Source organism: Nocardia pseudovaccinii (assembly GCF_050942345.1).
GTDB classification, from domain to species: Bacteria; Actinomycetota; Actinomycetes; order Mycobacteriales; family Mycobacteriaceae; genus Nocardia; species Nocardia pseudovaccinii.
In genome coordinates, this window is the sequence record NZ_CP192074.1 from 4,614,928 (window position 1) to 4,641,308 (window position 26,381).

The window sequence follows — 26,381 nt, forward strand, 5'->3', positions numbered from 1 at the left end:
ACACGTCTAGCGGACAGAATCGGTCCGCTATCTCTGACAGGGTGGGCGACATGGATGTGGAGCGGGGTACGACGGAGCGGGTGCTCACCCTGCTCGGGCTGCTACAGCAACGCCAGGTCTGGACCGGCCCCCGAACTCGCCGACCGGCTCGGGGTCACGCCGCGCACGGTACGGCGCGATGTCGAGCGACTGCGCACGCTCGGCTATCCGGTGCATGCCAGCCAGGGTGTCGGCGGCGGCTACCAGCTCGGCGCGGGGCAGGACCTGCCGCCGCTACTGCTCGACGACCAGGAGGCGATCGTCACCGCGGTCTCGCTACTCGTCGGCGCGGGTGCGATCGCCGGCGCAGGCGACGCAGCACTGCGGGCGCTGACCAAGCTCGACCGTGTGCTGCCCACCCGGTTGCGGCATGAGGTGCGCGCGCTCTCCGGCTCCGTCGAATCCTTCGGCGGCGGCCGCACGCCGGTCGACCCGGAGGTGCTCATGATGCTGGCCAGAGCCTGCCGCGACGAGGTCGAGGCCGGCTTCGACTACCCGTCCGGGAGCGAGGTACGACGGCGACAAGTGGAGCCCTACCGTCTGGTCGCCTCCGATCGGCGGTGGTACCTGCTCGCCTACGACCTCGATCGCGACGACTGGCGCAGCTTCCGCGTCGACAAGATGACCGAGGTGTCGGCACGGACCTGGCGCTTCCGCCCGCGCCCGGCGCCCGACGCGGCGACGTACGTGCAGGAGAGTGTGGCGAGCCGGGTCTACCCGCACCAGGCGCGCTTCCTGGTACACGCCTCGGCCGAGACCGTGCGTGCGCAGATTCCAGCGTCGGCGGCCGTCGTACGACCGCGAGGAACCGAGCGCTGCGAGGTACTCAGCGGCGCCGAAAACCTCGACGCCGTGCTCATGCACATACTCCTACTGGGGCACGACTTCGAGGTACTGGACCCGCCAGAGCTCGGTAGGCGCTGTCACGCGCTGGCGCAGCGACTGCTGTCGGCCGGTGCCACGATGCCGGACATGGAGGACTCATGAGCCGCGACCATCGCCGAGATGGGTGTTGATTTTCTCATCGTGGGCGGGCGAGATGTGCGCGCGGACCTCGTCGTCGATGCGGTGGTCCGCGCGGCGAATCTGCTCGACCGCGAGCCCGTAATGCGCTGTCGTCCAGGCATTACGGCATTTGCGGCCAGGGCAGGCATCACGAACACCTGCGCGAAGCGACGGGCGTGCGCGAGCCCGGCCATCCCGGCGCCTGAACCGAACGCCTCCGGGCATCACGCCACCAAGCACTTCGACGGCACCGGCCATCCGGTCGTACGCAGCGTGGAGCCGGACGGATCCTGGCGCTGGTGCTATCTCGACGAACTGCTCGGCTAGCCGCGATCAGCCGGTGCCCCAACGCTTTCGGTGTGCGGGAGCACGTCGGCGAAGCGTGGTGTGCCGGGTTCGGACGGCAGTCGCGTCACGCGGGCGGTGAAGCTGATCGCGTGGTACCAGCCGCACAGCAGCAGCAGATCCAGCAGCCGCTGCTCGTCGAACTCGGCCGCGAGGCGGGCCCACAGCACATCGTCGATATCGCCATGATCGTGCAGGGCGTCCACGGCCCGTAGCAACAGCCGCTCGGATTCGGTTGTCCAGCAGGGATCTTCGGGGCTGCCGTGGGTCAGGGAGGTCTGCTCTTCGGCGGTGATGCGCGCCCTGGCGGCGAATACCGCGATGTGCACACCCCATTCGTACTCGCAGCCGCAGCGGGCGCAGGTGCGGTCGATGACCAATTCGCGTTCGCGCATGCTCAGCGAGAGTTCTTGGCCCAGTTCATAACTGCCCCAGCCGTGCATGGCCGTCGCCATCGGCAGGTTGCGGGCGAAGAGCCGGAACAGCGCGATGGGTGGGGCGCCCGAGGGCATCATGCGGGCCAGCAGTTCGCCGGCCGCGTCGGTGTAAGGCGGTTCCAGAGGGTCGATTCTGGACATTCCAGCTCCATGTGTTTCGGAAATAGAAACACCTCGAATGCTAGTGTTTCGATAATCGAAACACAAGGGAGTGCGATGGACGTCCCCCGCCCAGGCCACCCGGTCCGCGGCTCGACCACCGGTCGGCCGCTCATGGCCGCGCTGGATCTACTCGGCCGTCGTTGGACGCTGCGCATCGTGTGGGAACTGCGCGACGGGCCGGTCAGGGCCCGCGCTCTGCTGGCCCGGTGTCAGGGATTGTCTTCGAGCGTGCTCTACCAGCGCTTGGGTGAACTCGCTGGCGCAGGGCTGATCACGGCCACCGATGACGGCTACGCGCTCACCCCGCTCGGCGCGGGCCTGCGCGGCGCACTCGGCCCACTCGATGCCTGGGCAACCGAGTGGGCCGAATCGCAATAGTTCCGAATAGTTCGGGCAGTCAGGCGGATAGCTCGCCTCGACCTCGAGCTGCAAAACGCCGCGTGCCGGTCAGGCCGATCAGCTCGCCGATGAGGCGGCGGCGTTCGGTTGCGCCGATTACCTCGGCGCGCTTGGAACCTCAAAAGCCCTTCAGCACGGCTTGTTCGAAGATCATCAGGCCGGGGTTGATGACCATCGGCTGACCGGAGGGCGCGCCGAAAGATATCAGCTCAGCGCGCGGGCCGAGCAGATCGTCGGCGGACTTCCGCCGACCTGATCCATGGCGCGCGATCGTGCTGCGTCGGTGGCAAGCGGCCTGCTCGCGTCAGTCGTCTGAAGACCCGCAACGTCTTCGCGGCTGTCTGGCCGCGGATCAGGTTGAGCACGTGGACGCCGTTCTGGTCAGGCCCACCGCGCCTTTGGCGGCGTTGATCGCGATCCGCTCGCCCGGTTCGACGTTCAGGTCCTCGGGCAGCATGAGTGCGCTCGGGGGCGTGGTCAGCAGCTGGCTCGCTGTCTCGTGCCCGGCACCGGCACCACCTCGTTCGAGAATCCGACTCACCCGTTCGCGAAGTGGACGGGGGTACCCAGTTTTTCATCGGTTCCGTTGGCAATTCGTTTCGTATGCACAAACCAAACGAAAACGAAACTCTGGCAGACGGATTGCGAGAGTCTCAGGACGTCTGGCCCCCGATAATGTTCACTTATCGGAGGTCAGATCCGGCGAGTTGGTTAACCGAAAGATCTGGGGCGACACAGATTTCGTTTCGTGCGAATACGTTGGAGTCGACGAAACAAACGCTACGATTCTGCGGTGTCCAACGTTTGCAACTACCCCGGATGTGCTCGACCGATTACGCGCGGGGGTGGGCCGGGGCGGCCCTCGGAATACTGTGATCAACCGGAGCACACCCGGTGGCGCGCTTGGCGAGAACGTCAACGGCAGCAACAGGAGTCGCAGACGTCGGCGGCTACCGTCACTGTGACGCAACAAGGTCCGGTGACAGTGGCTCGGCTGCGCGCGGATGAGCTGCTCACCCAATTCCGTGGACTGGCCGATCAATTGGGGAACACGCTGAATGCGGCGGTGGCCGAGCTGTCCGCACTTGCCGATCCGGCGATCGCCGAGGCGCAGGTGCAGGCTGTGCAGGCCGATGCGGCACGGCGCATCGCCGAGGCCGAGGTCGCCACAGTCGCCGCGGATCAGGCGCGACGCGAAGCGGAGGAGGCGCGCGCGGCCGCGGAATCGGCCGCCGACGATGCGGCCGGCGCCGCCGAACATGCGGAATCACTGGTGGCCGAAGCGGATACGGCGCGGTCGGATGCGTTTCGGGAGGTCGAACGGGTCACCAAACAGGCCGCCGACGATGTCTTCGCGGCACGCAGCGAGGCCGATGCCGAAATCCGCACCATCCGCCGCGACGCGGCCGACGATGTGGAACGCGCGCGGCAGCAGGCCACCGAGGATGTGGAACTGGCGCGCCGGAAGGCGACGACCGACATCGAACAGATCCGCCGCGAGTCCGCCCAACAGATCACCGCGGCCGGTGCCGAACGCGATCTGGCGGTGCAGCGTGCGGCCGATGCCGAGCGCGCCATCGAACGCGCCGAACAGGCCGTGGCAGAACGCAATCAGGCCGTCGCGGAGGCGCGCGAGGAACTGAACCGACTGCGCGAGGAACTGGATCGCACGCGCAACGAACTCGTCGAGGTGCGCCGCGCGGCACGTGCGGAGGTCGCTGCGGTGCGCGCCGAATCGGCGACCGCGCTCGAGCAGGCACGGCGCGAAGCGGCGGAACGGTTGGCCACGCTGGACGACGCCCGCGCCCAAACCCTGGCCCGCGCCGAACGCGCCGAACGCCAGCTCGACCATATGGTCGCCGAATCCCGCCAGAGCCGAACCGGATCTCCGTCCGACGGCGCTCCTGGATAGGGGCAGTCACCGTTGTCAGGGCCGGGCACCCTTGTCCTTGTCGTCCAGGTGCCGATTCGGATCGACCGGTTTTCCGATTCACGCACCCCGCTCAACCCGACGACGCCGATCAGGCCCATGAGCTACTCAATCTGGTGCGGGTCGGCGGACGCAATCCTGGCCTGTACTGCGCAACTGCGCATTGAGCCGTGCGGCCTGTCGCGTGAGGTGATCGCGTTCGAGGAGGCTGGACGCCGAGCGGGCAGCTTCGCTGTAGAGCCGTGCCGCGGTCACCGGGTCACCGGCACGTTCGTGCAGGTACGCCGCGACGGCGGCGTAGCGGGGCAGGGCCGGATCGAGCTCGGCCAAGGCGGCCAAGGCGGCCGAGCCGGCCCGCGGGCCGTTGGCCTCACCGACCGCGACGGCCCGGTTGAGGCGGGCCACCGGGCTGTCGGTGAGGCGCACCAGTTCGTCGTACCACTCGACGATCTGCACCCAGTCGGTTTCCTCGGCCGCCGGGGCATCGGCGTGCAGCGCGGCGATGGCGGCTTGGGCCTGGAACTCGCCTAGACGGTCGCGCGTGAGGGCTGCCTGGAGCACCTCGACGCCCTCGGTGATCAGTCGGGTGTTCCACAGACTGCGGTCCTGCTCGGCAAGAGGTACGAGCCTGCCGTCGGGGCCGATCCGTGCCGGGCGCCGCGCGTGGTGCAGCAGCATCAGCGCGAGCAGGCCCGCGACCTCCTCATGGTGGGTCTTGGCCGCCAGCTGGCGAGTCAGCCGGATCGCTTCGGCGGCGAGATCGACATCACCGGAATAGCCTTCGTTGAAGACCAGGTAGAGCACGCGCAGCACCGTGGCGATATCACCGGGCTGATTGAACCGGACGCCCGAGACGGTCCGCTTGGCCCTGCTGATCCGCTGAGCCATGGTCGCCTCCGGCACGAGGTAGGCCTGCGCGATCTGACGCGTGGTCAGGCCACCGACCGCACGCAGCGTGAGCGCGACGGCCGAAGCCGGTGTCAACGACGAGTGGGCGCACAGGAAGTACAGCTGCAACGTGTCGTCCACCGCCGCGCCCGGGCCGGGCACAGGCTCGGCCTCGATGAGCGCCTCGCGCCGCTGCCTGGAGGTATCGGCGCGGGCAGCGTCGAGGAACTTGCGCCAGGCCACGGTGACCAACCAGCCCTTGGGATCCCGCGGTGGATCATCCGGCCACACCCGCACCGCTTCGACCAGTGCGTCCTGCACGGCATCCTCGGCCGCCGCGAAGTCGGCTCCGCGACGGACGAGAATCCCGATCACCGTGGGGGTGAGGGACCGCAGCAGGGCCTCATCCACCGTCCGTCACTCCGTGATGGTCGCACACGCGGTCAGGAACGGGCGCAACTCGAGCCACTCGTGGATCGGCTTCCCACCCGCACCCGGCGCCGCGGACAACTCACCGGCCAGCTCGAGCGCCCGCTCGTAGGTCTCGACATCGATCACCATCCAACCGGCGATCAGGTCCTTGGTTTCCACGAACGGGCCGTCGGTGACCGGCGGTCGCCCCTCGCCGTCGTAGCGGACGAACGTCCCCTCCGGGGCGAGGGCACGTTCGTCGACGAACTCGCCGGTGGCCTCGAGCCGCGCGGCGAAGTCCTGCATGTACTGCACGTGGGCCGAAACCTCCTCCGGCGTCCACTGGTCCATCGGCACGTCGTTGACCGACGCCGGCGCACCTCGATAGTGCTTGAGCAACAGGTATTTGGCCATCGTGTGTTCTCTCCTCGGTACGGTACGGCCCATTCTGGCCGTGTTCACTTCGGGGGACGGAGCGGCAGGCGGATTCTCGACATCCCACCGCGAAATTTTCTGGCGGACTCCGAAAACTGCGCTCAGGCGCGCTGACGCTCGTCACGCTGATGTACCAGCTCCTCGACCGCGCTCGGCAGAGTCGTCTCGAAGTCGATCAGCTTCGCCCACGTCGGGGTCACGACGATCCGGACCATGCCGTCGTAGAGCGAACGTACTTCCGCCTCCCAGTGAACCCGTTGCTCGGGCGTCATCTCGTAGCTGCCGTTCATCTGGAGATACTCGTCCGGGATGCCATCGACGAGGTCCAACTCGGCCCGGCCGCGGATGAGCAAGATCTTGGGCGGGTGGACTTCGGTGTCGATCGTCATGGCAACCATCGGGTTCTCACGCAGGGCCGGGAGCTTCGGGGCGTTCTTCGAAGTGCACATGACGATCTGCGAACCATTCCAGGTGAACGCGATCGGGACATTGCGTGGTGTGCCGTCCTTGGCGACGTAGGCCAAACGGGTCAGGTCGCGAGCCAGCAGTTCTCGGCTGATCGGTCGGTTCAGAACTTCGGTGATCTCGTTCGGTTGCATGGCTACCCCTCTGATTGTCGTCTTCTCGGTCGACCCAGCGGCCCATCGGGCCGCTGGTGTCCCTGGGACGGAGTCGGCGCCACATTCTCGACACTCGGAACCATGCTGAATTCCGGGTCCTGGGTCTGCCTTCGGTGCGCCCACACTCCACGCCGCGTGAAACCTCCACTCGCCGTTGAAGGATAGGGTGGCCCATGGCTGTTATTCACCGCACGACCATGTCGCCCAGCAAGCTCGAACTGCTTACCGCCTGGTTGCCGACTCGGCCGTGGTGTCGAGACGGCGGGCCCGCGCCGCGGCTGAGCAAGGCCGGTGGCTTCCGGCTCGACGATCCGGCGGGTGCGGTCGGCATCGAATTCGTGCTCGTGAACGATGACGCTGGACCCGAATCCATCGCCTACCACGTGCCGTTGACCTACCGCGGCGCACCACTCGACGGTGCCGATGACGCTCTTGTCGGCACCTCGATGCACGGTGTGCTCGGACAGCGCTGGATCTACGACGCGACCCGGGATCCGGTGGCGATCGCTCAGATCGTCGCGCTGCTGGCCGGGCAGGCGCAGCCGCAAGCGCAGGGCATGAGTGACACACCGGATCCCTCCGTTGTCTCTGTCGGTGAGTTCCCTTTCACTGCAACGCAATTCGGATCCGCCGTTGATACACCGACGCACACCGCCATCGCCGTCGGCAGTGGTCGAAGCGTTCGGATCGAGCGGGTACTGCGTCCCGAGCCCGCCACTCCGGCTTCCGGCCAGACGGATGCCGTCCGAGTATCCGTGCCATGGCAGGTCGGCGGTTCCACCGTGCGCGGTGTGGTCCTGGCGATCAGCGGATGACCGCACCCGAGCAGCGGTGGTCGTCCTGGACGGCCATACGTCCTCGACTACTGCTCGCATTCGGGCTGATCGCGCTCGCGGCCACCACCATCGGAGTCGTGGACGCGACGCGGACCGCGGGCGACCGGTCGGCCTACGAGCGCGAAGACCACGCTCTGAACCCAGCCCGCGTCACTGCTGCCGTCGTCCACGGGGGTGTGACGCGGTCGGCGACCTACCGACTCGAAGTCGAGACCGGCATCGAGCGGCACCTCGACTTCCCTTCCGGCAACACGATCCTCGCCGCAGCGACACCCGGATCGGCTGTCGAACTGGAGATTTGGCGCGATCGAGTCGTCGCGGTGCGCTGGAACGACATCCGCGCCGAAACCGTCGACGCGCCGCCGGCGGATTTCGGCACCGCGATCGGTGCGTCGCTCATCGGATTCGGCTGTGCGCTGCTCGGGTTCGGCGGTTGGCTCGTCGAGCGGAACCGTCGGGCATGGCGGCCGATGGTCGAAGCCGCGCTGGTCGCGGTGCTCTGCGAGGGATTCGTGATGATCGTCGCGGGCTGGCTGCTGCTGCGAGACCCGTTGCGCGAGAACCTGCTCGCCCGACACGTGCCGCTGATGCTGGTGGCCGGAACGGTCCTCGCCTGCGGTATCGGAACACTGACACACCGGCGCGATGCACCACGACACGCTCAGTCGGCGTAGAAATATCGCGACCCGAAAGCAAACACCCGGTTATCCGCGTCCAGGGCCCATAGTATGGAGCAATGCCCGAAAACGAGAGTGCGGGTCTTGGGGGTTCGCTTGCCGACGGGGCGCGGCTGGCGGTATTGGTCGCGGGTATCGGCTCGGTGGTTCTCGGAGTGCTGATAGCCGTGTGGCCGGACAAGACCGAGCGGATGGCGGAGTTGTTGTTCGGCTTATACCTACTATCGAGCGGTGCGATACAGCTGATCATCGCGCTAGGCGCCCGGCTCGGGGCGGCACTGCGGATGTTCGTATTCTTCAGCGGCGTCACCTCTTTGGCATTGGCCGTGATGGCGTTCCACAGCGCGAATTCGATCCTGCTGCTCGCGGTGTGGATCGGCCTCGGCTGGGCCGTACGCGGAATCGCACAGGCGACCGTTGCGGTCTGGGCCGACGAGTTGCCCGAGGGTGGCTGGCAAGAGATATTCGGGCTGCTGACCATGATGGTGGGATTCATCATGATCGCGCTGCCGTTCGACTCGCTGAACGTACTCGGCATGGCGGCAGGTGGCTGCGCGATCGTGATCGGCATGCTGGAGGTTCTCACGGTCGCGCGCGGACGCGGGGAGGTCGACCCGGTCGGGGCGGCCAGGCGCATTCCGGCGGCGCCGAACTGAGCTGGCGCACATCCGAGTTGGCGTGCGATCGCTCTGGCGTGATGATCATGGGACGGGTTAACTGTCGATCATGGCACGCACCGATAGTGGTTCGGAACTGATCGTCGTCACCCACGGTGCCCGAGCGGGCATCGATCCCCATGCGGTGCGCGAGAGTCTCGCGGCACAATCGCGGCTGGTCGAGTTGCTGCCGGAAGGCGGTGCGCCGGTACGCATCTTCGGGCCGCCCAATCGTCTGCCGCAGCGGATCGCGGGCACCGCTCGAGAGGATGTGGGCGCGGAGTACCTGAACTACTTTGCCGTGCGCGGGGTCGGCGATGAACTCGAGGCGCTCGCGGACCGACTGCGCGCCGATGACGCGGTCGAGGCGGCCTACGTCAAACCGCCCGCGGAACCGCCGATCGCGCCACCGGTCGTGCTGGCCGATATCGCGGCACGTCGGCTCGAGGACGCGCCGCCCGTGACACCGAATTTCGAAGCCCGACAGGGTTATCTGGACGCCGCGCCACAAGGTGTGAACGCACGCTGGGCCTGGACCCGACCCGGCGGTCGCGGCGCGGGCGTGCGCATTGTCGACGTGGAGGGCGCCTGGCGGTTCACCCACGAAGACCTGCTGGCGAACCAGGGCGGCGTGATCGGCGGTGCCCCGTCGGCGGATGCGGGCTGGCGCAATCACGGCACCGCGGTGGCCGGGGAGATCAGCGGTGATGTGAACACCTTCGGCATCACCGGCATTGCCGCCGATGCCGCCATCCGCGCGGTCTCGGTATTCGACGCGGGCTCCGCGGCCGCCATCCGCACCGCGGCCGACGCACTGAGCGCGGGCGACATCATTCTGCTCGAACTGCACCGGCCCGGACCCCGCAACAACTTCCAGAACCGTGAAGATCAGGCCGGATACATCGCGATCGAATGGTGGCCCGACGACTGGGCAGCCATCCGATACGCGATCGGACGTGGCGTCATCGTGGTGGGCGCGGCAGGCAACGGTTCGGAAGACCTCGACAGCTCCCTGTACGACACCCGACCCGCCGACTTCCCGACCTCATGGCGCAACCCGTTCCGCGGGGGCGCCGCCGACTCCGGCGCCATCCTGGTCGGCGCGGGCGCCCCGCCACCCGGATTCCACGGCCGCGACCACGGACCCGCACGCTCGCGACTCGCCTTCTCCAACTACGGATCCCGCGTGGATGCCCAGGGCTGGGGCCTCGAAGTCACCACCACCGGATACGGCGACCTGCAGGGCGGCGCCGACGAAGACTACTGGTACACAGACACTTTCAGCGGAACCTCCAGCGCATCCCCGATCGTCGTCGGCTCCGTCGCCAGCTACCAAGGCTTGGCCGCCGCGGCCACCGGCCGCAAGACACCGGCGGAGGTACGGGCCCGGCTCCGCGCAACCGGTTCCCCCCAAGTCGACGTCCCGGGTCGCCCCGTGACCCAGCGGATCGGCAACCTGCCCGACATCCAGGCCATGATCGCACCCTAACCAGTGGACGCACCGCTCAGCATCACTCATACCCGCCGGATAGCTCGCCGGTGGAGCTGGAGCGGTTCTGCTACCTCGATGGCGAGGACCGGAAGCTGGTCGAGGGTCGGCGTGGGGATTACAACCGGTTGGGTTTCGCGCTTCAGGTGGTGACGGTCCGTCACCCGCCCGACCACGCGCGGCCGGGTCGCTGCCGGCTCGATAGCGCCGCAGCCTTTCGTCGGAGACCTGTGCGTACTTCGCGAGGCTGCGCACCGAGATATGACTCGACAGCTGTCCGCACTGGTTGTGTGGGCAGCTGGCCCGGGTCACCGGCATCCCTGGGCACAGTGCTGCGAGTTCGCCCGATCCTCGACCGGAGTGTCGAGAAACGGCGCCCCTGTCCTGCTGACCAGCGGCCTGTACCGGGGTCGACACCATTGCCGTCGCCGACCGCGACATCCGCCTGCCTGTTCGTGAACGGCTTGCTGTCATCCTCGCGACGCGCGAGCCGGGGAAACGTGTGGACAACGTTGGGTGGCGAAAGGTGAATGGCCCGTTGAACTTTCAACGCGATCGGGCGACCGGTGCGGGGGGCGACGCGGACCATCGACGAAGTGGCATTGGGGCTGCTATTCCTACCCTGACCTGGGTGGACGCTGCGCGTAGCGGTCACCGCAGATGTGTACGGGCACAGTCGAAGTGGGCTTCACCCGCCAGTAATGGGGGGTTTCGCCGATGTAATGCGGACCGAAAATTTCGGTAGGGTTCGGCGGCGCGGGCAGGGGCTGGGTGCTGTCGCGACCGGAGATCGATGTGACGCCGAGGAGACTGTGGTGGGTGTCGTTACTGTCCGCGAAGAGCAGGCGATTCAGCGGTTGACCGACCGCTTGGTCGACGACTACCCGGCCGATCAGGTCCAGAGCGTGGTGGGCACGGCGCGGCTGCGATTCGAAGGCCATCCGGTGCGGGAATTCGTCCCGATTCTGATCGAGCGGATCGCGCGCCGGGAACTGGCGGCGTCGACAACAGGGGCCGAGTCCGAAAGCGTTGCCGTGCAACCGAACCCGAGTCAGCGGCCGGATCCGGCGCGGGGGATCAGTCGAATCGTGGCGTCCGGCGGCAAGCTGGTCGCCGACAAACGGCTCATGGCACTCGCGGCAGCGGCTGTGGTCGTCGTGCTCGCACTGGTGGTCGGCTTCGCAGTGCGACAGCCCGACCAGCCCGCTCCGGCCGGTGCGACAGCAGCGCTGACCACGGTGCACGGTGTCGTCGGCTCGGAGAAGATGGCCTTTTTCGAAGACCCGCGCGTCGTGGAAGCCTTGGCCAGCAAGGGTGTCAAAGCGGAGGTCGATCCGGCCGGCTCGCGGCAGATCGCGACCTCCATCGATCTCGGGAAGTACGACTTCGCGTTTCCGTCGAGTGCGCCTGCGGCGGAACGGATTCAGCGGGCGCGCAATATCAGCACGAAGTACACGCCGTTCTCCTCGCCCATGGCAATCGCGACCTTCCAGCCCATCGCCGATCTGCTGACCGCGGCAGGTGTGGTGCGTCCGGGCCCGGTCCCGACCTTCGATATGGCCCGGTACCTCGAACTCGTGCGCAACGACGTCGAATGGGACAAACTCCGGGACAACACCGTCTACCCGGTGCACAAGAACATCCTGGTCTCCACGACGGACCCGCGGACCTCCAACTCCGCCGCCATGTACCTGGCCATCGCGAGCCATGTCGCCAATGACAACACCATCGTGCAGGGCCCGGCCGCCGAGCAGGCCGTGCTGCCCACGGTGTCGCGGCTGTTCGTGCGCCAGGGCTACACCGAGAACTCCACCGACGGCCCGTTCCGCGAGTACCTCGCGGCGGGCATGGGCCCGACACCCATGGTCTGGATCTACGAGGCCCAGTTCGTCGAGGCGACCGTGCGCGGCCAGATCAAACCCGGCATGGTGCTGACCTACCCGTCCCCGACCGTGGTCTCCCAGCACACCCTGGTGCCCCTCACAGCGCCCGGCGATCGCATCGGCCGCCTGCTGGCCACCGATCCGGACCTGCAGCGCCTCGCCGCCGAACACGGTTTCCGCACCAGCGACCCCAGCCAATTCGCCAAGGTCACCGCCGACAACCACGTCTCGGTGCCCGGCGACGTGATCGATGTGATCGACACACCCACGATCGACACCCTCGAACACCTGATCGACAGCGTCACCAAGTCCTACAACTGACGTCGCGGCCACGGCACCGGGCATCACCGCAGCCCTCAGGGCCGCGGCATGCCTCTGTGCTGAGCCGGTCTGCGCCGCCTTTTCGCCAGGGCATCTACCGGCGACCCGTATGTCCAGGTCATGACCGATTGCCGAGACGGCGCGATCGGAGGATCGTGGAGCACAAAGCGGGCATATCGGATCCGGGGAGGCCGAGTAGCGGGGGATCGGGGATTCGAGTAGCCGGACACTCGTGGCACGGGGATGTTCTCGGGCCAGGCTAGGGGAGGGGAAGAGGAAAGGAGCGTCCTCATGAGCGGGATGTTCACCAGGACGGCGAGATATACGGCCAGATATGCGGGTCCATATCGGTCGGCGCCGACGGTCGGGACACACGGGATGGTGGTCTTCGGGACCGGCACCGACTGCTGTTTCTCGCATCGGCCGATGTTCTTCTCGCCGTTCGACTTTCAGGTGCTGCTCGATATCGAGTTGGACGAGCGCGGCAGCCGGGCGCTCGGCGCCGATCGACGCACCGGATTCCGCGGCGGCCACGCCTTCGAACCGGCGGACCTCGCACTCGCCGACATCGATCCACGCGCGGAGCATCCGCGAACCACGTTCCGGGGCAACCTTGTTCGCGGCCACCTCGAGCGCGGCGGCATCGTGATCGCACGTGACGTCGTGGCCACCGTGCGCAACATCGTGTCCTTCACAAAGCTCGATCCGCATCCCCTGCGCACTGCGGAACTGCTGACCCATCTGTGCTTCGGCAGGCAGGGCAAAATGTATGTGGCGCACCGGATCGTGCGGCGGCCGAGCTTCGATCAAATCGTCTCGGCCCGGCTCATCCCCGGCACTGTTACCGACCTGCTCGGCGCCCCGCTGTCCGTCGATGTCACCGAGTTGGTGTTCGACCACGCGCAGCCGATCATCCTGGGGCAGCGCGATTTCGCCGGTCAGCGATTGCGGGTCGGCGAGATCGCGGTCGCGGCGTTCCACGCGACCGATACCGTGGGGGGCCAGCAAGGCTTCCTCGTCGACATCGCCATCGAGCGGCAGCTCTACTTGGAAGTCGCCGACCTGGTGTGATGTCAATACGCCGGAGGTAGCTGTTCGGGGCGGACCCGATCGGGGCGCGAATCGGTCGGTGGGAGGACGACCGCTCGCGGTGCGGCCGTTTATTTTCGGATCATGTCCGAATCGGTCGTGCCCGCAACCACATCACTGCGGATAGCCGAAGTCGACATATTGCGGGGATTCGCGCTTTTCGGAATCCTCATCGTGAACGTCGCTGTTGCCACGCTGCTCTGGTCGTTCGGCGGCACCGCTGACGATCCGCGACTCGGTTTCGACGGTCCATTCGACCATCTCGTGAACGCGGTGGTGGAGGCGCTGTTCAGCGGCCGGTTCTATCTGCTGTTCGCATTCCTGTTCGGCTATTCGTTCACCCTGCAGATCGCGGCGGCGCAGCGGGCCGGTGTGTCGGCGAACCCGCGGCTGCTGCGGCGCTGCGCCGCGCTGATGGTGATCGGGTCGGCGCATGTCTTTCTGCTGTGGATCGGCGACATTCTGACGCTGTACGCGTTTCTGTGCCTGTTTCTGATACTGCTGCGGTGGCTGCGGCCGCGGGTCGCGGTCATCGGCGGGACGGTGCTGTATCTCGCGTGGTCGATATGGGCGTTTCTGCCCGGGTCCGGTGGAATTGCCGAGGTCGCCGAGGTACTCGATGTGGTGGCAATGCACGAGGGCTACACGGGTGGCTTCGGCGATACCTTCACGATGCAGGTGTCCGAGGCGCCGCTGTGGATCATCCTCATCTGGATCACCCAGGGCGTACCGGCGCTCGGCATGTTCCTGATCGGAATGGCGGCCGGTAAGCGCAAACTGTTCACCGAAGAGGAGACGTTGCGTCGCTGGGCCCCTCGGGTGTTCATCGGCGGGTTGGCGGTCGGACTTCCGGTATCGGCGGTGACATTCTCGTACGGGATGGGTTGGCTGGAACCGCCGTCGTACTGGGACGGGATCCAAGAAGTGGCCAACCCGCTGATGACGTTCGCGTACATCGCGGGGATCATCATGTTGACCCGATCAGCCCGCACCGGACGGTATACGGCGCTGCTCGCCCCTGCTGGTCGGATGGCGGCCTCCAACTACATCATGCAGTCGGTGGTGTTGATGGTGATCTACACCGGCTACGGGTTCGCCCTGGCCGATGATGTGCCACCGGCGGGCGTGATCGGGATCGCGTTGGTGACCTATGGCGCGCAGCTCGCATTCAGTCACCGGTGGTTGCGCGCTCATGCGTATGGGCCGGTCGAATGGGTGCTGCGCGCTGCGACGTATCTGTCGGTTCCGCGTTGGCGGCGGTCGGAATACGTTCCGGTGCAGCGGGTTCGACGAGGCTGAGCGTGCACTTTCGTTGTCCGCCGTGCGCTACGAGTAGTGCACGTTCAGCATCGTTTGCAACACCCGCGTGCCGCGGACGCGTGGGTCAGCGATCAGCAGTGACCGTCAGCGCCTCCAAGAGAGCACGGGCGAATTCGGTCGGAGTTTCCCGCACGCCACTGTGCCCACCGGGGAACTCGACCAGCGGTCGGTCCAACTCGGTCGCAAGGGTTTCCGCGGTCCGATAAGGGAGTTGACCACGGGTCTCCCGACCCGCAGCCAGCACGAGGCGGTCCACGACAGCAGCGAGTGCGGCCGTATCGGGCCGGTAATCGGTGACCGCGCGCAGTTCATGAGCGAACATCAGCGACGAATTGCCCATGAGACGGCCGAGCATTTCGGCGGTGCGGGCCGGGACCTCGGTCGCGTTGGGCAGCGGCTTCGAGGTGACGCCGACCGCCTGCATGAAGCGCCCGCCCGCGACGGCGGGTCCATGCTCCCGGGCGAGTTCTACGACCTCATCGACCATGGCCCGGTGCACGTCCGCATCGGGCAGGACCGCGAAGCACGGCGGTTCGTGGGCGACGACCAGGCGCAGCCGTTCCGGATGGCGGGCGAGTAGGTCGAGCGCAACGACCGCGCCACCGCTGATACCGGCGACGTAGGCGAATTCGCCTGCGGGCGTGAGGTGTTCGAGCAGACGGTGCGCGTCGTCGCTGAGCACGTCCATCCGCTGATCCACGGGTTCGGGAGCGTCCAGAACGCTGCGTGAATACCCGCGCGGATCGGCGGCCACAACAGTGAAGTGCTCGGCGAGGGCATCGGCGATCGGGTCGAAGATCCCGGCGTCGCCGCCGCTGCCCGGCAGCAGGAGCAGCACCGGGCCGGTGCCACGCACCTCGAAATACAGGGTGGCGCCGGGCACTTCCAAGGTTTCGGATCTCACTACGATTTCGCTTTCTCGTCGGTCGGCCAGTGGGTGAGAGTGATGTGCAGGGCGTCGATAATGCGGTCCCAGGAGGTGGCGGTGGAGCGGGCGTGGCCGAAACCGCCGCTCGCCTCCAGGTTGGCATAACCGTGAAAAGTGCTGCGCAACAGGCGAACCGCGTCGGTGATATCGGGTTCGTCGAGGCCATAGGCACGCAGCATCCCGTAGGTCAGATCGATGGCCCGCCAGCCACCGCGCCATTCGGCGGCGACGGCGGGGTCCATCGGCATCTGGGTGGCGCCATAGCGGCCGGGATGTTCCAGGGCATAGCGGCGCCATTCGTCGGCAAATGCCGCGAGCGCATCCCGTCCCGCGCGCCCGGCAACCGCCGCGGCGATGCGGTCGGTCTTCTCGTCGCTTGCCAGCATGGCCACCCGGTTGCGCAGGTCTGCGAGGTTCTTGATGTGCGAGTACAAGCTCGCGTCCTTGACGCCGAACTTCCTGGCCAGCGCGGCGACGGTGATGTTGTCGAAACCGACCTCGTCGGCGAGTTCCGCCGCCGCGAGCGTGATCCGCTCGGCGGTCAACCCGGCCCGTGGCGACATCGCACCTCCTCCATTCAACTAGGGTGTCTAGTTTATAACCTAATAGCCGTAGGTTCTGCAAGTGGTGGAGTGCCAGTGCTCGGGTGTGGGGTTCCGTATCGGTGAAGTCACGATTCGGCTATCGCGGACTGCGCGGTGCTCGAGGTGCAGTTTCACCGCGTGCTGTTCAGCGCTGCTAGGGGATGGGAGCCCCGGCCTCGAGGAAGAACAGGCCCGCGATGGTGGCGTCCTTGTGCATGGACACTCGGAACTCGCCGGGCTTTCGCTCCATGCTCAGGGGCACGGTCACCACGGTGAGATCGCCCCGCGTGACGTCTTGCTGATCCCCGTGCGATTGGTAGCGGCCGAACTCCTTTTGATAGGTCGTCCAGCTCGACGCGAGATTGTCCGGGGGCAGCTTTTTCTTCATCGCGTCATCGAAATGGGAGGTGGCCGCGGTGAAGTCCGCGCGCACGATGGCATCCAAGGTTTGCAGGGCGCCCGGCCAATCCAGCACAGGGAAATCTCCAGCAATCTTCGAAATAAAAGTTGGTGGCGGACCGATTAATTCGTGCCGCCGGTCCGGTCAACATTCTCGGCAGATCCATGACTACTTGTTCGAGGAGATCTTGATGACCCCGACTTCGACCGCCACCACGCACAGCCTGGACGTGCCCGGGGCGCGGCTGCACTACGAGGTGCGCGGTACCGGACCGCTGGTCGTATTGGTCGGCGCACCGATGGATGCGGCGGCCTTCGCTCCGCTGGCGGAGCTGCTCGCCACCGACCGCACCGTGCTCACCACCGACCCGCGCGGCCATCAGGGCAGCGTCCTCGACGACCCGGAGCAGGACTCGACACCGCAGCTGCGCGCCGACGACCTCGCCTGCCTCATCACCCACCTCGGCATCGGCCCCGCGGTGGTATTCGGCTCGAGCGGTGGCGCTGTGAGTGCAGCGGCCCTGGTCCAATCCCAGCCGGACCTGGTCACCACCGTGATCGCCCATGAACCGCCGCTGGGTGAACTCCTCGACGATCGCGACCAGGTGCGCGCCGGAACCGATGACGTGATCGCCACCTACCGCAGCGGCGATGCGCTCGGCGCGTGGCGCAAGTTCATGGCCAACGCGAACATCATGATGCCCGAACCGGTGCTACAGCAGGTGTTCGGCGGTGAGCGTGACCCGCGCCAGCTGGCCAGCGAGCGCTACTGGTTCGATCACGAGCTGCGCGGCACCATCACGTGGGAGCCGAATATCGCTGTGCTGCAATCGACTCCGGCCCGCATCGTAATCGGTATCGGCTCCGAATCGACCGGCCAGCACTGTGATCGCACGTCGCGGGCACTCGGCGAAGCCATCGGGGTGACTCCGACCGTATTTCCCGGCGGACACACCGGATTCGTCGAGGACCCAACCGGTTTCGCCGTGCGATTGCGTGAGGTCCTCGGAGGTGCCATTTAACACGGGCATACTCGCGGTCACATCTAAAGCCTCAGGTCAGGCTGTGCGGGACCGGGGCCCGGCCAGCACCGTATCTCGCACGCACAGTGATGTTTCCACGCTGAGACGATGTTCACGCCTCGGACCGGGCCTGCTAAACAGCCAGTGTCGGTGACGCCGGGGCGGGCTGTGGAGGAGGTTCGTAGGTCCGCCATGCCTCAGTCAAGCGGCGTGCGGCCTCGCGCAGGCTGTCGGGATCGGCGACAAAGCTGATTCGGACGTAATCGCTGCTGCCGCCAGAGGCGTCGAGACCGGCGCCGGGCAGGATCGCGACGCCGTGTCGCAGGGCTCGCTGAGCGAACGAGGTGCCATCCCCGCGGGATAGCCGGATCCACAGTGTCTGGCCGCCGGACACCGGAGGGACCTCCCATTCCGGCAGGCGCTCGCCCAGCTCGGTCACCAGAACGTCGTGGCTTTCCTTGCGCTGCTGCGTGATTCGCTCGCGCAACCGGTCGAGGTCACGCAGCAGCCAGGCGGCGGCCAACTGCGCTGGGATACTGCCGCCGAGATCGTGCACGGCGCGCAGCCGGGCCAACCTGGCGATGACCGGGATCGGTGCACGCACCCAGCCGACACGCAGTCCGCCCCAGACGATCTTGCTGAGCGAACCGACGGATATCACCGACTCGTCCAGGGCCGCCAGCGGCGGTGGTGGCGCATCGGTGCCCGGAAATCCGAGATCGGTCAGCACCTCGTCGTCGATCAGCGGCACCCCTGCCGTTCTCGCCGACTCGACCAGTCTCCGCCGGGCCAGCGTGGGAAGCACCGCGCCCGTGGGGTTCTGGTAGGTCGCCACGACATACGCGAGCGCCGCCGGGGGCACCGCGCCGAGACCCACCGGACCTGCCTGCGGGATCGCCGCGACCTCCCGAAAAGCCTCCAGCGCACCGGGATACGTCGGTGCTTCCACCAGGACCCGGTCGCCGGACCGCAGCAGTGCGCGGGCGAGCAGCGACAGCGCCTGCTGCCCGCCACCGGTGACGAGAATCTGTTCCGGATCGGTCGGCACGCCGCGTGCCCGGTATCGATCGGCGATCGCGTTGCGCAACAGCGGATGTCCGGTCGGCCGATAACCTATATCGCCCTCGACCGCGGCGAGTTCGGGCACGATGTGCCGATACGCTTGGGCCACCTCGGGCGGCGGTGTCCCGGGGGCGGCGCAGGCGAGCGCGATGACATCGGCGTCCGGTTCGAGCAACTGCAGGAACGCCGGGGAATGGGTGGTCTCGCGCGCCGGAGCTGCCGCGGGTCCCGCGACCCGGGTGCCGCTGCCCTGCCTGCGCACCACCCGGCCCTCCACGCTGAGCAGGTCGTAGGCGGCCACGACCGTACTGCGCCCTACCGCAAGTACTTTCGCGAGCGCGCGGTCGGGCGGCAACGGCATACCCGGCCGCAGTTCACCGTCGTCGATCAGCGTCCGCAATCGCCCGGCCAACAGCAAATAGAGCGGCCCGCGGTCGGCGGACCAGCGGCCGAGCCGGTCGGCGAGTTCAATTGGCTTCATACGCAAACCAATTCTGCCCGATTGGCTCTAGGGTCGCGACCCCTGTCGTCGCGAGGATGAAGTCATGAGCAAGATCTCCATCACCGATGTCATCGACGACCTGACCGGACCATGGCAGCCGAGGGACCTGGCCATCGCCAACGACGCCGTGGTCCGCATCGCTCGCTTCCACGGCACATTCCCCTGGCACCATCACGACGAGGACGAGCTATTTCTGTGCTGGAACGGCACCTTCCGCATCGAACTGCGGGACCGCGAGCCGGTGACGCTCGGTCCCGGTGAGATTTTCGTCGTTCCGCGCGGAGTCGAGCATCGGCCGGTGGCCGAGGAACCGGCTCACGGGATCATGATCGAACGTCCCGAAACCGAACAGTACGGCAACTGAGCACGATCGGGGCCGGACGCAAGCTCATCCGGCTCCGAGCCCGTTGCGATACCTCGCCCCACACATGAGAGCAGCGAAATGTTCGTGGCAGGGTGAGGGGATGAGTCGTGGTGTGTTGGTGACGGGGGCTTCGCGGGGGATCGGGCGGGCGGTTGCGGTGGCATTCGCCGAGAACGGCGACCGGGTGGCGGTGCATTACTCCTCCGGGCGCGCCGATGCCGAGGAGACGTTGCGGCGGTTACCGGGTGACGGGCATGTCCTCGTCGAAGGCGATATCGGTTCGCCGGAAGCGGCCGAAGCGATCGTCGCGGCGGCAGTCGAGGGGCTCGGGACCCTGCACGTGCTGGTCAACAATGCGGCGGTGAACCTTCCGCACCCACTCGCGAAAACCTCGTACGCGGAATGGCAGCAGGTGTGGCGCAAGACCATGGACGTCAACCTTTTCGGCACGGCCAATGTCTCCTATTGCGCCGCACGCCACATGATCGATAACGAGGTGCCCGGTCGCATCATCAATCTCGGCTCCCGCGGCGCATTCCGCGGTGAACCCGACTATCCCGCCTACGGTGCCACGAAGGCCGCCGTCCACGCGCTGGGCCAATCGCTCGCGGTGTATCTGGCTCCCTACGGAATCGCGGTTGCCTCGGTGGCACCGGGCTTTGTAGCGACCGAACGCGTCGCGTCCCGCGTCACCGACGAGGTCCGCGCTCAGAGCCCCTTCGACCGCGTCGCCCAACCCGAGGAAATCGCCTCCGCCGTGCGCTATCTCGCCTCGCCGGAAGCAATATGGAGCTCCGGTGCGATCCTGAATGTCAACGGAGCCTCATACCTGCACTGATCCGATAGGGGGACACATGACACAGCAGCTACCACCGTGGCCCAACACGCCACCGACCCGCGGCCCGATCATCCTGCGGGAGTACACCGAAGCCGACGCCCACCTCGCGATCGAGATGGGCGCGGACCCGTACATTCCGTTGATCGGGAGCTTGCCCGCTTTCCCGACCGCTACCGAGGCGCTGGACTGGGTGCACCGTCAACGAGGCAGGCACGCCGAAGGAATCGGTTTCTCCTTCGCCATAGCCGACACTGAAACCGGCAACGCTGTCGGCGGGATCGGTCTTTGGCTGCAAAACCTCACGAGAGGCCGAGCGGCAGTTGGCTATTCGGTCTCTCCGGCACATCGTGGCCGTGGATTCGCTGGGGCCGCATTACAAGCCCTGACAACTTTTGCCTGGACCATCCCCACTCTGCACCGCATCGAGCTCTATATCGAGCCGTGGAACACCGGTTCGATCCGCGTCGCGGAATCCGGCGGATACCTCCGCGAAGGTCTGCTACACAGCTATGAGGAGTTCGGCGGCACCCGACGAGACATGCTCCTCTACGCCGCCACACGTGACTCGGGCACATCCTGAAACGCGACATCGCCGCACCCGAGTGGGGTGCGGCGATGTCGTGCGGGAATCAGCGGACGAAAGTTGATGCGCGGTCGGACAAGTCGAGCAGCATTTGCGGGATGATGCCGAGCAGGACGGTGGCGCCCGTGGTGAATGCGACGACTGCGGTGGTGAGGAATGGTGCCGCGACGGTCGGGGCGTCGGTGGGCGGGTCGGTGAAGAACATCAGGACGATGACGCGGATGTAGAAGAAGGCGGCGATGGCGCTGGAGATGACACCCACGATCACCAGGTAGCCGGCGCCGCCGGAGGCGGCGGCTTGGAAGACCGCGAACTTGGCGACGAAGCCACCGGTGAGCGGCAGGCCCGCGAACGAGAGCAGGAACAGGGCGAAAACCGTTGCCAGCCAGGGGGAGCGGCGGCCGAGGCCGGCCCACTGTGACATCGCGGTGGCCTCGTCACCGTCGGCATCGCGGACCAAGCTGACGACCGCGAACGCACCGAGGGTGCCAAGGCCGTACGCCAACAGATAGAACAGGATCGCCGAGGTACCAGCCTCGTTCGCGGCAACCAGACCGGTCAGGATGAATCCGGCATGCGCGACCGAGGAGTAGGCGAGCATGCGTTTGACGTCGGTCTGGGTGATCGCCATGACCGCGCCGATCACCATGGTCGCGATGGCGATGGCGGCGAGCACCGGACGCCAGTCGTCCCGCAGACCGGGCACGGCGATCTGCAGCACCCGCAGCAGCGCGCCGACTGCGGCGATTTTCGTGGCCGCGGCCATGAATCCGGTAACCGAACTGGGCGCGCCCTGATACACGTCCGGCACCCAGGACTGGAACGGCACCGCGCCGATCTTGAACAGCAGCCCCACCGCCAGCATTGCCACACCGAGCAACGCGAGGGTGGTGTTCTGCGGATGCTGGGTTATCGCATCGGCGATCCCACCGAGCTTGACCGTCCCCGCCTGCCCGTACAGCAGCGCAACGCCGTAGAGGAAGAACGCGGACGAAAACGCCCCGAGCAGAAAGTATTTCAGCGCGGCTTCCTGCGAGAGCAACCGCTTGCGCCGTGCCAGCCCGCACAGCAGATACAGCGGCAGCGACAACACCTCCAACGCCACGAACATGGTCAGCAGATCATTCGACGCCGGAAACAGCAGCAGCCCACCGATCGCGAGCATGGTCAGCGGGAACACCTCGGTGGTCGCGACACCCGCACGGACCGCCGCCATTTCACCCGCGCTACCGGGTACCGCGGAGGCCTGCGGGGTGAACGCGTCCACCCCACCCCCGACGGCAGCCGCGGCAACACTCCACGTCCCGGGACCGGAACGCACCAGCGGCCGCGGCTCGGCACCGCGTTCGGCCATGAACAGCAGCGCCAGAATCGACACGACCAGAATCGTGCCCTGCAAGAACAGCGTGACACCGTCGATCGCCACCGCGCCGACCATCACGGTCGCCTTGGTTCCGGACAACCGCAGCACCGCGACCAGCGCCGCGACCAACCCGGCCAGCCCGAGCGGTACCTGGATGGCATACCGGTGGTGGCGAGGCGCGAACGCCTCGACGAGTACCCCGACCACCGCCACCCCGAACACGATCAGCATCGGCGACAACTTGGCGTATTCGATGCTCGGTGCGGGCATACTCGCCGCGAGCAGACTGCTCATTTGTGGGCACCTCCGTGATCGGCCCCCGCTGCGGGGATCGCGGGCGTCTTCGGCGCGGGATCATGGACGCCGATGGTGGTAAGCGTCTGACCGACCGCGGGATTGATGAAGTCCAGCACCGGTTTCGGATAGATACCGAGGAACAGCAGCGCCGCGATCAACGGCACCACCACCGCCAACTCACGCGGCACCAGGTCATAGAGGCGCTCGTTGCCCTCCTTGACCGGTCCGGTCATCATCCGCTGGTACATCCACAGCACATACAGCGCGGCCAATACCAGCGCACCGGTCGCGATCACCGCCGCGAATCCGTACCGGCTGAATGTGCCGAGCAGGACCAGGAATTCGCTGATGAAGGGTGCCAGTCCCGGCAGTGACAGGGTGGCGAGACCGGCGATGAAGAAGGTGCCCGCCAGCACCGGCGCCACCTTCTGCACCCCGCCATAGGCGGCGATGACCCGAGTGCCCCTGCGCGACACCAGGAATCCCGCGATCAGGAACAGCGCCGCGGTCGAGATGCCGTGATTGACCATGTAGAGCGTGGCCCCGGTCTGCCCCTGACTGGTCATCGCGAAGATGCCCAGAATGATGAATCCGAAGTGCGAGATCGAGGTGTAGGCGATCAGCCGCATCACATCGGTCTGTCCGATGGCCAGCAGCGCGCCGTAGATGATGCCGATCACCGCGAGCGTGATCACCAGGGGCGCATAGGTTCCCGAGGCATCCGGGAACAGCAGCAGGCAGTAGCGCAACATGCCGAAGGTGCCGACCTTGTCGACCACCGCCATCATCAACACCGCACTCGACGGCGTCGCCGCCACCGCCGCATCCGGCAGCCAGGTGTGCAACGGCCACAGCGGCGCCTTCACCGCGAAGGCGAACATGAACCCGAGGAACAGCGCATTGAGCACCGCCGGACCGGCACCGAGCTGTCCGGCATTGGCCGCCGCCACCACGGTGCGGAAATCGAAGGTGCCCGACGATCCGGATCCGAGGCCCTGCCGCGCGGTGAGCACATACAACCCGATCACCGCGGCCAACATGATCAGACCGCCGAACAGGTTGTACAGCAAGAATTTCACCGCCGCCCGCGAGCGCTGCTGGCGGTGGGCGAGATCGGCACTGCGCGGCCCGAAGCCGCCGATGAGGAAGTACATCGGGACGAGCATCGCCTCGAAGAACACGTAGAACAGCAGAATGTCGAGGGAGACAAAGGAAATCAGCACCATCGCCTCGACGAGCAACGTCAACGCGACATAAGTGTGCGACACCCGCCGCCCGCTGCCGACCTCGCGCTCATCGTTCCACCCGGCCAGGATCAGCAGGGGTACCAGCGCCGCGGTGAGCAGCACCAGCACCAGCGCGATCCCGTCCAGCCCGAGCGTGTAGCCCGCGCCGAAGGCCGGAATCCACTCGTGCGATTCGACGAACTGATATTGCGCCCCACCGGGTTCGAAGCGCACGGCCAATACGATGCCGAGCACCAGCACCGCCGATGCGACAACGAATGCCAGCCCGCGTGCCAGGGTGCGCTGCGACGCGGGCAACAGCAGCACCACCACCGCGCCGACAACCGGCAACAACCACAGTGTGGTCAACCAGGGAAAGTCACTCACCAGAGCCTCACTGCCAGCAGGGCGGCGGCCACCAGTGCCGCGCCGGTGAACATGGACAGGGCATACGACCGGACGAAGCCGGACTGCACTTTCCGGATTCGCCCGGACAGTCCGCCGATCAGCGCGGCGGTCCCGTTGACGATGCCGTCGATGCCGCGATTGTCGAGGAAGACCAGCGACCGGGTCAGATACGCACCGGGACGCATGAATACGCCCTCGTTGACCGCGTCGCCGTAGAGATCCTTGCGAGCCGCGATCGTCAACGCCGATACCGCTTCCGGTGCGGTCTCGGGAATCTCGCGCTGTGCGAACTGGTTGTAGGCCAAGCCGATTCCGACGGCGACCACCAGCAGCGCCAGGACGGTCACCACGCCCGCGGGCACGACCTCCTCGCCGTGATGCGCCCCGACCACCGGTTCGAGCCAGTTCTGCAGCGACGACCCGAAGACGAACAGCCCACCCGCGGCCACCGAACCGATCGCGAGCAGAATCATCGGGCCGGTCATCACCGCGGGTGCCTCGTGCGGGTGGGTGTCCGGCTTCCAGCGACGCTCGCCGAAGAACGTCAGCATCATCACGCGCGTCATGTAGAACGCGGTCAGCCCGGCACCGAACAGCGTGACCGCACCCAGTGCCAAACCGCTGGCGCCGCCTTGGTTGAACGCCGCCTCGATGATCCGATCCTTGGAGAAGAATCCGGCGAACGGCGGCACTCCGATGATCGCCAGATAGCCGAGCCCGAAGGTGACGTAGGTGACCGGCAGCAGTTTTCGCAGTCCGCCATAGCGGCGCATGTCGGTCTCGTCGTCCATCGCGTGCATGACCGATCCGGCACCGAGGAACAGCCCGGCCTTGAAGAAGCCGTGGGTGAGCAGATGCATGATGGCGAACGCGTATCCGGCCGGGCCGAGGCCTGCGGCGAGCACCATGTATCCGATCTGGCTCATGGTGGACGCCGCGAGTGCCTTCTTGATGTCGTCCTTCGCGCAACCGACGATGGCACCGAACAGCAGCGTCACCGCACCCACGAGCACGACTCCGAGCCGTGCGTTGGGCGCGAGATCGAAGATCGGCCCGGAGCGCGCGATCAGATACACACCCGCCGTCACCATGGTGGCCGCGTGGATGAGCGCGGAGACCGGTGTCGGACCTTCCATGGCGTCACCGAGCCAGGACTGCAGCGGGACCTGCGCGGACTTACCGCATGCCGCCAGCAGCAGCAATAACCCGATCGCTGTCAGTGTGCCCTCGCCCGCCTGCGGCGCGGTCGCGAACACCGAGCCGAAGTCGATCGAGCCGAAGGTCGCGAACATGGTGAACATGGCGATCGCCAGCCCCATATCACCGACCCGGTTGACCACGAACGCCTTCTTGGCCGCGGTCGCCGCGGTCGGCTTGTGGTACCAGAAACCGATCAGCAGGTAGGAGGCCAGACCGACGCCTTCCCAGCCGAGGTACAGGACGAGGTAGTTGTCCGCCAACACCAGCAGCAGCATGGCCGCCAGGAACAGATTCAGGTAGGCGAAGAACCGCCGCCGTCCCGGATCGTGGTTCATATAGCCGACGGAATAGATGTGGATCAGCGATCCGACGCCGGTGATCAGCAGCGCGAAACACACCGACAGCTGGTCCAATTGGAGGCTGAAGTCCACCTGCAATCCGTCGACGGGGACCCAGCTGAAAAAGTCCTTGTGGATTGCGCGGGCGGCATCAGCACGGTCGAGCATGTGGAAGAACGCGACGACGGCGAAGCCGAACGAGGCCAGCGCGGTGGCACAGCCGAGCAGATGCCCCCACCTATCGCTGTAGCGTCCGATCAGCAGCAGCACGACGGCACCGGCCAGCGGCAGTGCGGGCAGCACCCAGAGCGTTGCGGTATCCACG

General features: G+C 66.7%; 27 protein-coding genes and 1 pseudogene. 16 read left to right on the forward strand and 12 right to left on the reverse strand.

Going from position 1 to position 26,381, the window contains the following annotated elements; translation table 11 throughout:
• The first annotated feature begins 50 nt into the window (after positions 1-50).
• Together ACQPZ2_RS20605 and ACQPZ2_RS20610 are read left to right on the forward strand one after the other, a co-directional pair.
• A pseudogene (locus tag ACQPZ2_RS20605) lies at positions 51-1,026 on the forward strand (helix-turn-helix transcriptional regulator).
• 18 nt (positions 1,027-1,044) lie between these two features.
• Positions 1,045-1,371 carry a hypothetical protein gene (locus ACQPZ2_RS20610; protein WP_433527734.1) on the forward strand — a complete coding sequence of 109 codons (327 nt, stop codon included), beginning with the start codon at positions 1,045-1,047 and terminating at the stop codon, positions 1,369-1,371.
• On the opposite strand, the gene ACQPZ2_RS20615 is transcribed toward ACQPZ2_RS20610, so the two are convergent.
• Positions 1,368-1,967, reverse strand: a complete 600-nt coding sequence (locus ACQPZ2_RS20615) for a carboxymuconolactone decarboxylase family protein (RefSeq protein ID WP_433527038.1) — start codon at positions 1,965-1,967, stop codon at positions 1,368-1,370. The genes ACQPZ2_RS20610 and ACQPZ2_RS20615 overlap by 4 nt on opposite strands.
• A gap of 75 nt (positions 1,968-2,042) precedes the next feature.
• On the opposite strand from ACQPZ2_RS20615, the gene ACQPZ2_RS20620 reads away from it, so the two are divergent.
• On the forward strand, positions 2,043-2,366 hold the full coding sequence (locus tag ACQPZ2_RS20620; protein WP_433527039.1) for a winged helix-turn-helix transcriptional regulator: 324 nt from the start codon (positions 2,043-2,045) through the stop codon (positions 2,364-2,366).
• A gap of 373 nt (positions 2,367-2,739) precedes the next feature.
• On the opposite strand, the gene ACQPZ2_RS20625 is transcribed toward ACQPZ2_RS20620, so the two are convergent.
• A complete protein-coding gene (locus tag ACQPZ2_RS20625) occupies positions 2,740-2,928 on the reverse strand; it encodes a hypothetical protein (RefSeq protein WP_433527040.1) in 189 nt (62 codons plus the stop codon).
• A gap of 438 nt (positions 2,929-3,366) precedes the next feature.
• On the opposite strand from ACQPZ2_RS20625, the gene ACQPZ2_RS20630 reads away from it, so the two are divergent.
• Complete coding sequence (locus ACQPZ2_RS20630; RefSeq protein WP_433527041.1) at positions 3,367-4,299, forward strand: hypothetical protein; 933 nt, start codon at positions 3,367-3,369, stop codon at positions 4,297-4,299.
• A 126-nt stretch (positions 4,300-4,425) separates the two neighbouring features.
• Here ACQPZ2_RS20630 and ACQPZ2_RS20635 read toward each other — a convergent pair whose 3' ends face one another.
• The 3 genes from ACQPZ2_RS20635 to ACQPZ2_RS20645 all read right to left on the reverse strand — a co-directional run bounded on the left by ACQPZ2_RS20635 (position 4,426) and on the right by ACQPZ2_RS20645 (position 6,650).
• Complete coding sequence (locus tag ACQPZ2_RS20635; protein WP_433527042.1) at positions 4,426-5,616, reverse strand: RNA polymerase sigma factor; 1,191 nt, start codon at positions 5,614-5,616, stop codon at positions 4,426-4,428.
• Between the two features lie 6 nt (positions 5,617-5,622).
• Complete coding sequence (locus ACQPZ2_RS20640) at positions 5,623-6,030, reverse strand: YciI family protein (protein WP_433527043.1); 408 nt, start codon at positions 6,028-6,030, stop codon at positions 5,623-5,625.
• 122 nt (positions 6,031-6,152) lie between these two features.
• Positions 6,153-6,650 (reverse strand): pyridoxamine 5'-phosphate oxidase family protein, encoded by a 498-nt coding sequence (locus ACQPZ2_RS20645; RefSeq protein ID WP_433527044.1) that lies wholly within the window; start codon positions 6,648-6,650, stop codon positions 6,153-6,155.
• Between the two features lie 194 nt (positions 6,651-6,844).
• Here ACQPZ2_RS20645 and ACQPZ2_RS20650 point away from each other — a divergent pair, with 194 nt between their 5' ends.
• The 8 genes from ACQPZ2_RS20650 to ACQPZ2_RS20685 all read left to right on the forward strand — a co-directional run bounded on the left by ACQPZ2_RS20650 (position 6,845) and on the right by ACQPZ2_RS20685 (position 14,921).
• Positions 6,845-7,486: a maltokinase N-terminal cap-like domain-containing protein gene (locus tag ACQPZ2_RS20650; protein WP_433527045.1), complete on the forward strand. Its 642-nt coding sequence runs from the start codon at positions 6,845-6,847 to the stop codon at positions 7,484-7,486.
• Positions 7,483-8,181: a hypothetical protein gene (locus ACQPZ2_RS20655; protein ID WP_433527046.1), complete on the forward strand. Its 699-nt coding sequence runs from the start codon at positions 7,483-7,485 to the stop codon at positions 8,179-8,181. Before ACQPZ2_RS20650 ends, ACQPZ2_RS20655 begins: the two co-directional genes overlap by 4 nt.
• A gap of 62 nt (positions 8,182-8,243) precedes the next feature.
• Complete coding sequence (locus ACQPZ2_RS20660; protein ID WP_433527047.1) at positions 8,244-8,840, forward strand: HdeD family acid-resistance protein; 597 nt, start codon at positions 8,244-8,246, stop codon at positions 8,838-8,840.
• 70 nt (positions 8,841-8,910) lie between these two features.
• Positions 8,911-10,329 carry a S8 family serine peptidase gene (locus tag ACQPZ2_RS20665; protein ID WP_433527048.1) on the forward strand — a complete coding sequence of 473 codons (1,419 nt, stop codon included), beginning with the start codon at positions 8,911-8,913 and terminating at the stop codon, positions 10,327-10,329.
• A gap of 50 nt (positions 10,330-10,379) precedes the next feature.
• A complete protein-coding gene (locus ACQPZ2_RS20670; protein ID WP_433527049.1) occupies positions 10,380-10,859 on the forward strand; it encodes a DUF4158 domain-containing protein in 480 nt (159 codons plus the stop codon).
• A gap of 285 nt (positions 10,860-11,144) precedes the next feature.
• Positions 11,145-12,533 (forward strand): three-helix bundle dimerization domain-containing protein, encoded by a 1,389-nt coding sequence (locus tag ACQPZ2_RS20675; RefSeq protein WP_433527050.1) that lies wholly within the window; start codon positions 11,145-11,147, stop codon positions 12,531-12,533.
• 291 nt (positions 12,534-12,824) lie between these two features.
• Positions 12,825-13,604, forward strand: a complete 780-nt coding sequence (locus tag ACQPZ2_RS20680; protein WP_433527051.1) for a hypothetical protein — start codon at positions 12,825-12,827, stop codon at positions 13,602-13,604.
• Between the two features lie 102 nt (positions 13,605-13,706).
• Complete coding sequence (locus tag ACQPZ2_RS20685; protein WP_433527052.1) at positions 13,707-14,921, forward strand: DUF418 domain-containing protein; 1,215 nt, start codon at positions 13,707-13,709, stop codon at positions 14,919-14,921.
• A gap of 85 nt (positions 14,922-15,006) precedes the next feature.
• On the opposite strand, the gene ACQPZ2_RS20690 is transcribed toward ACQPZ2_RS20685, so the two are convergent.
• The 3 genes from ACQPZ2_RS20690 to ACQPZ2_RS20700 form a co-directional block, all read right to left on the reverse strand.
• Entirely contained in the window at positions 15,007-15,846 is an 840-nt protein-coding gene (locus tag ACQPZ2_RS20690; RefSeq protein ID WP_433527053.1) for an alpha/beta fold hydrolase, read from the reverse strand.
• Positions 15,846-16,433 (reverse strand): TetR/AcrR family transcriptional regulator, encoded by a 588-nt coding sequence (locus ACQPZ2_RS20695; protein WP_433527054.1) that lies wholly within the window; start codon positions 16,431-16,433, stop codon positions 15,846-15,848. Before ACQPZ2_RS20695 ends, ACQPZ2_RS20690 begins: the two co-directional genes overlap by 1 nt.
• 175 nt (positions 16,434-16,608) lie before the next feature.
• The gene (locus ACQPZ2_RS20700; protein ID WP_433527055.1) at positions 16,609-16,929 is read right to left on the reverse strand and encodes a DUF3887 domain-containing protein; all 321 of its coding nucleotides are present in this window, start codon (positions 16,927-16,929) and stop codon (positions 16,609-16,611) included.
• 115 nt (positions 16,930-17,044) lie between these two features.
• On the opposite strand from ACQPZ2_RS20700, the gene ACQPZ2_RS20705 reads away from it, so the two are divergent.
• Complete coding sequence (locus ACQPZ2_RS20705) at positions 17,045-17,875, forward strand: alpha/beta fold hydrolase (protein WP_433527056.1); 831 nt, start codon at positions 17,045-17,047, stop codon at positions 17,873-17,875.
• A gap of 133 nt (positions 17,876-18,008) precedes the next feature.
• Here the strand turns inward: ACQPZ2_RS20705 and ACQPZ2_RS20710 are convergent, their stop codons facing one another.
• On the reverse strand, positions 18,009-19,418 hold the full coding sequence (locus tag ACQPZ2_RS20710; protein WP_433527057.1) for a PLP-dependent aminotransferase family protein: 1,410 nt from the start codon (positions 19,416-19,418) through the stop codon (positions 18,009-18,011).
• 64 nt (positions 19,419-19,482) lie between these two features.
• Here ACQPZ2_RS20710 and ACQPZ2_RS20715 point away from each other — a divergent pair, with 64 nt between their 5' ends.
• The 3 genes from ACQPZ2_RS20715 to ACQPZ2_RS20725 all read left to right on the forward strand — a co-directional run bounded on the left by ACQPZ2_RS20715 (position 19,483) and on the right by ACQPZ2_RS20725 (position 21,221).
• Positions 19,483-19,803 (forward strand): cupin domain-containing protein, encoded by a 321-nt coding sequence (locus tag ACQPZ2_RS20715; RefSeq protein WP_063046121.1) that lies wholly within the window; start codon positions 19,483-19,485, stop codon positions 19,801-19,803.
• Positions 19,804-19,903: 100 nt separating this feature from the next.
• A complete protein-coding gene (locus tag ACQPZ2_RS20720) occupies positions 19,904-20,641 on the forward strand; it encodes an SDR family NAD(P)-dependent oxidoreductase (protein WP_433527058.1) in 738 nt (245 codons plus the stop codon).
• A 16-nt stretch (positions 20,642-20,657) separates the two neighbouring features.
• Positions 20,658-21,221, forward strand: coding sequence for a GNAT family N-acetyltransferase (locus ACQPZ2_RS20725; RefSeq protein WP_433527059.1), 564 nt, complete (start codon positions 20,658-20,660; stop codon positions 21,219-21,221).
• Between the two features lie 49 nt (positions 21,222-21,270).
• Here the strand turns inward: ACQPZ2_RS20725 and nuoN are convergent, their stop codons facing one another.
• Genes nuoN through nuoL form a run of 3 tightly spaced genes read right to left on the reverse strand, consistent with a single transcriptional unit; the run spans position 21,271 to position 26,380 of the window.
• Positions 21,271-22,881: an NADH-quinone oxidoreductase subunit NuoN gene (gene nuoN / locus ACQPZ2_RS20730; RefSeq protein WP_433527060.1), complete on the reverse strand. Its 1,611-nt coding sequence runs from the start codon at positions 22,879-22,881 to the stop codon at positions 21,271-21,273.
• Entirely contained in the window at positions 22,878-24,497 is a 1,620-nt protein-coding gene (locus ACQPZ2_RS20735; protein ID WP_433527061.1) for an NADH-quinone oxidoreductase subunit M, read from the reverse strand. The genes nuoN and ACQPZ2_RS20735 overlap by 4 nt, the downstream gene beginning before the upstream one ends.
• Positions 24,494-26,380 carry an NADH-quinone oxidoreductase subunit L gene (gene nuoL / locus ACQPZ2_RS20740; protein WP_433527062.1) on the reverse strand — a complete coding sequence of 629 codons (1,887 nt, stop codon included), beginning with the start codon at positions 26,378-26,380 and terminating at the stop codon, positions 24,494-24,496. Before nuoL ends, ACQPZ2_RS20735 begins: the two co-directional genes overlap by 4 nt.
• Between the last annotated feature and the right edge of the window lies 1 nt (position 26,381).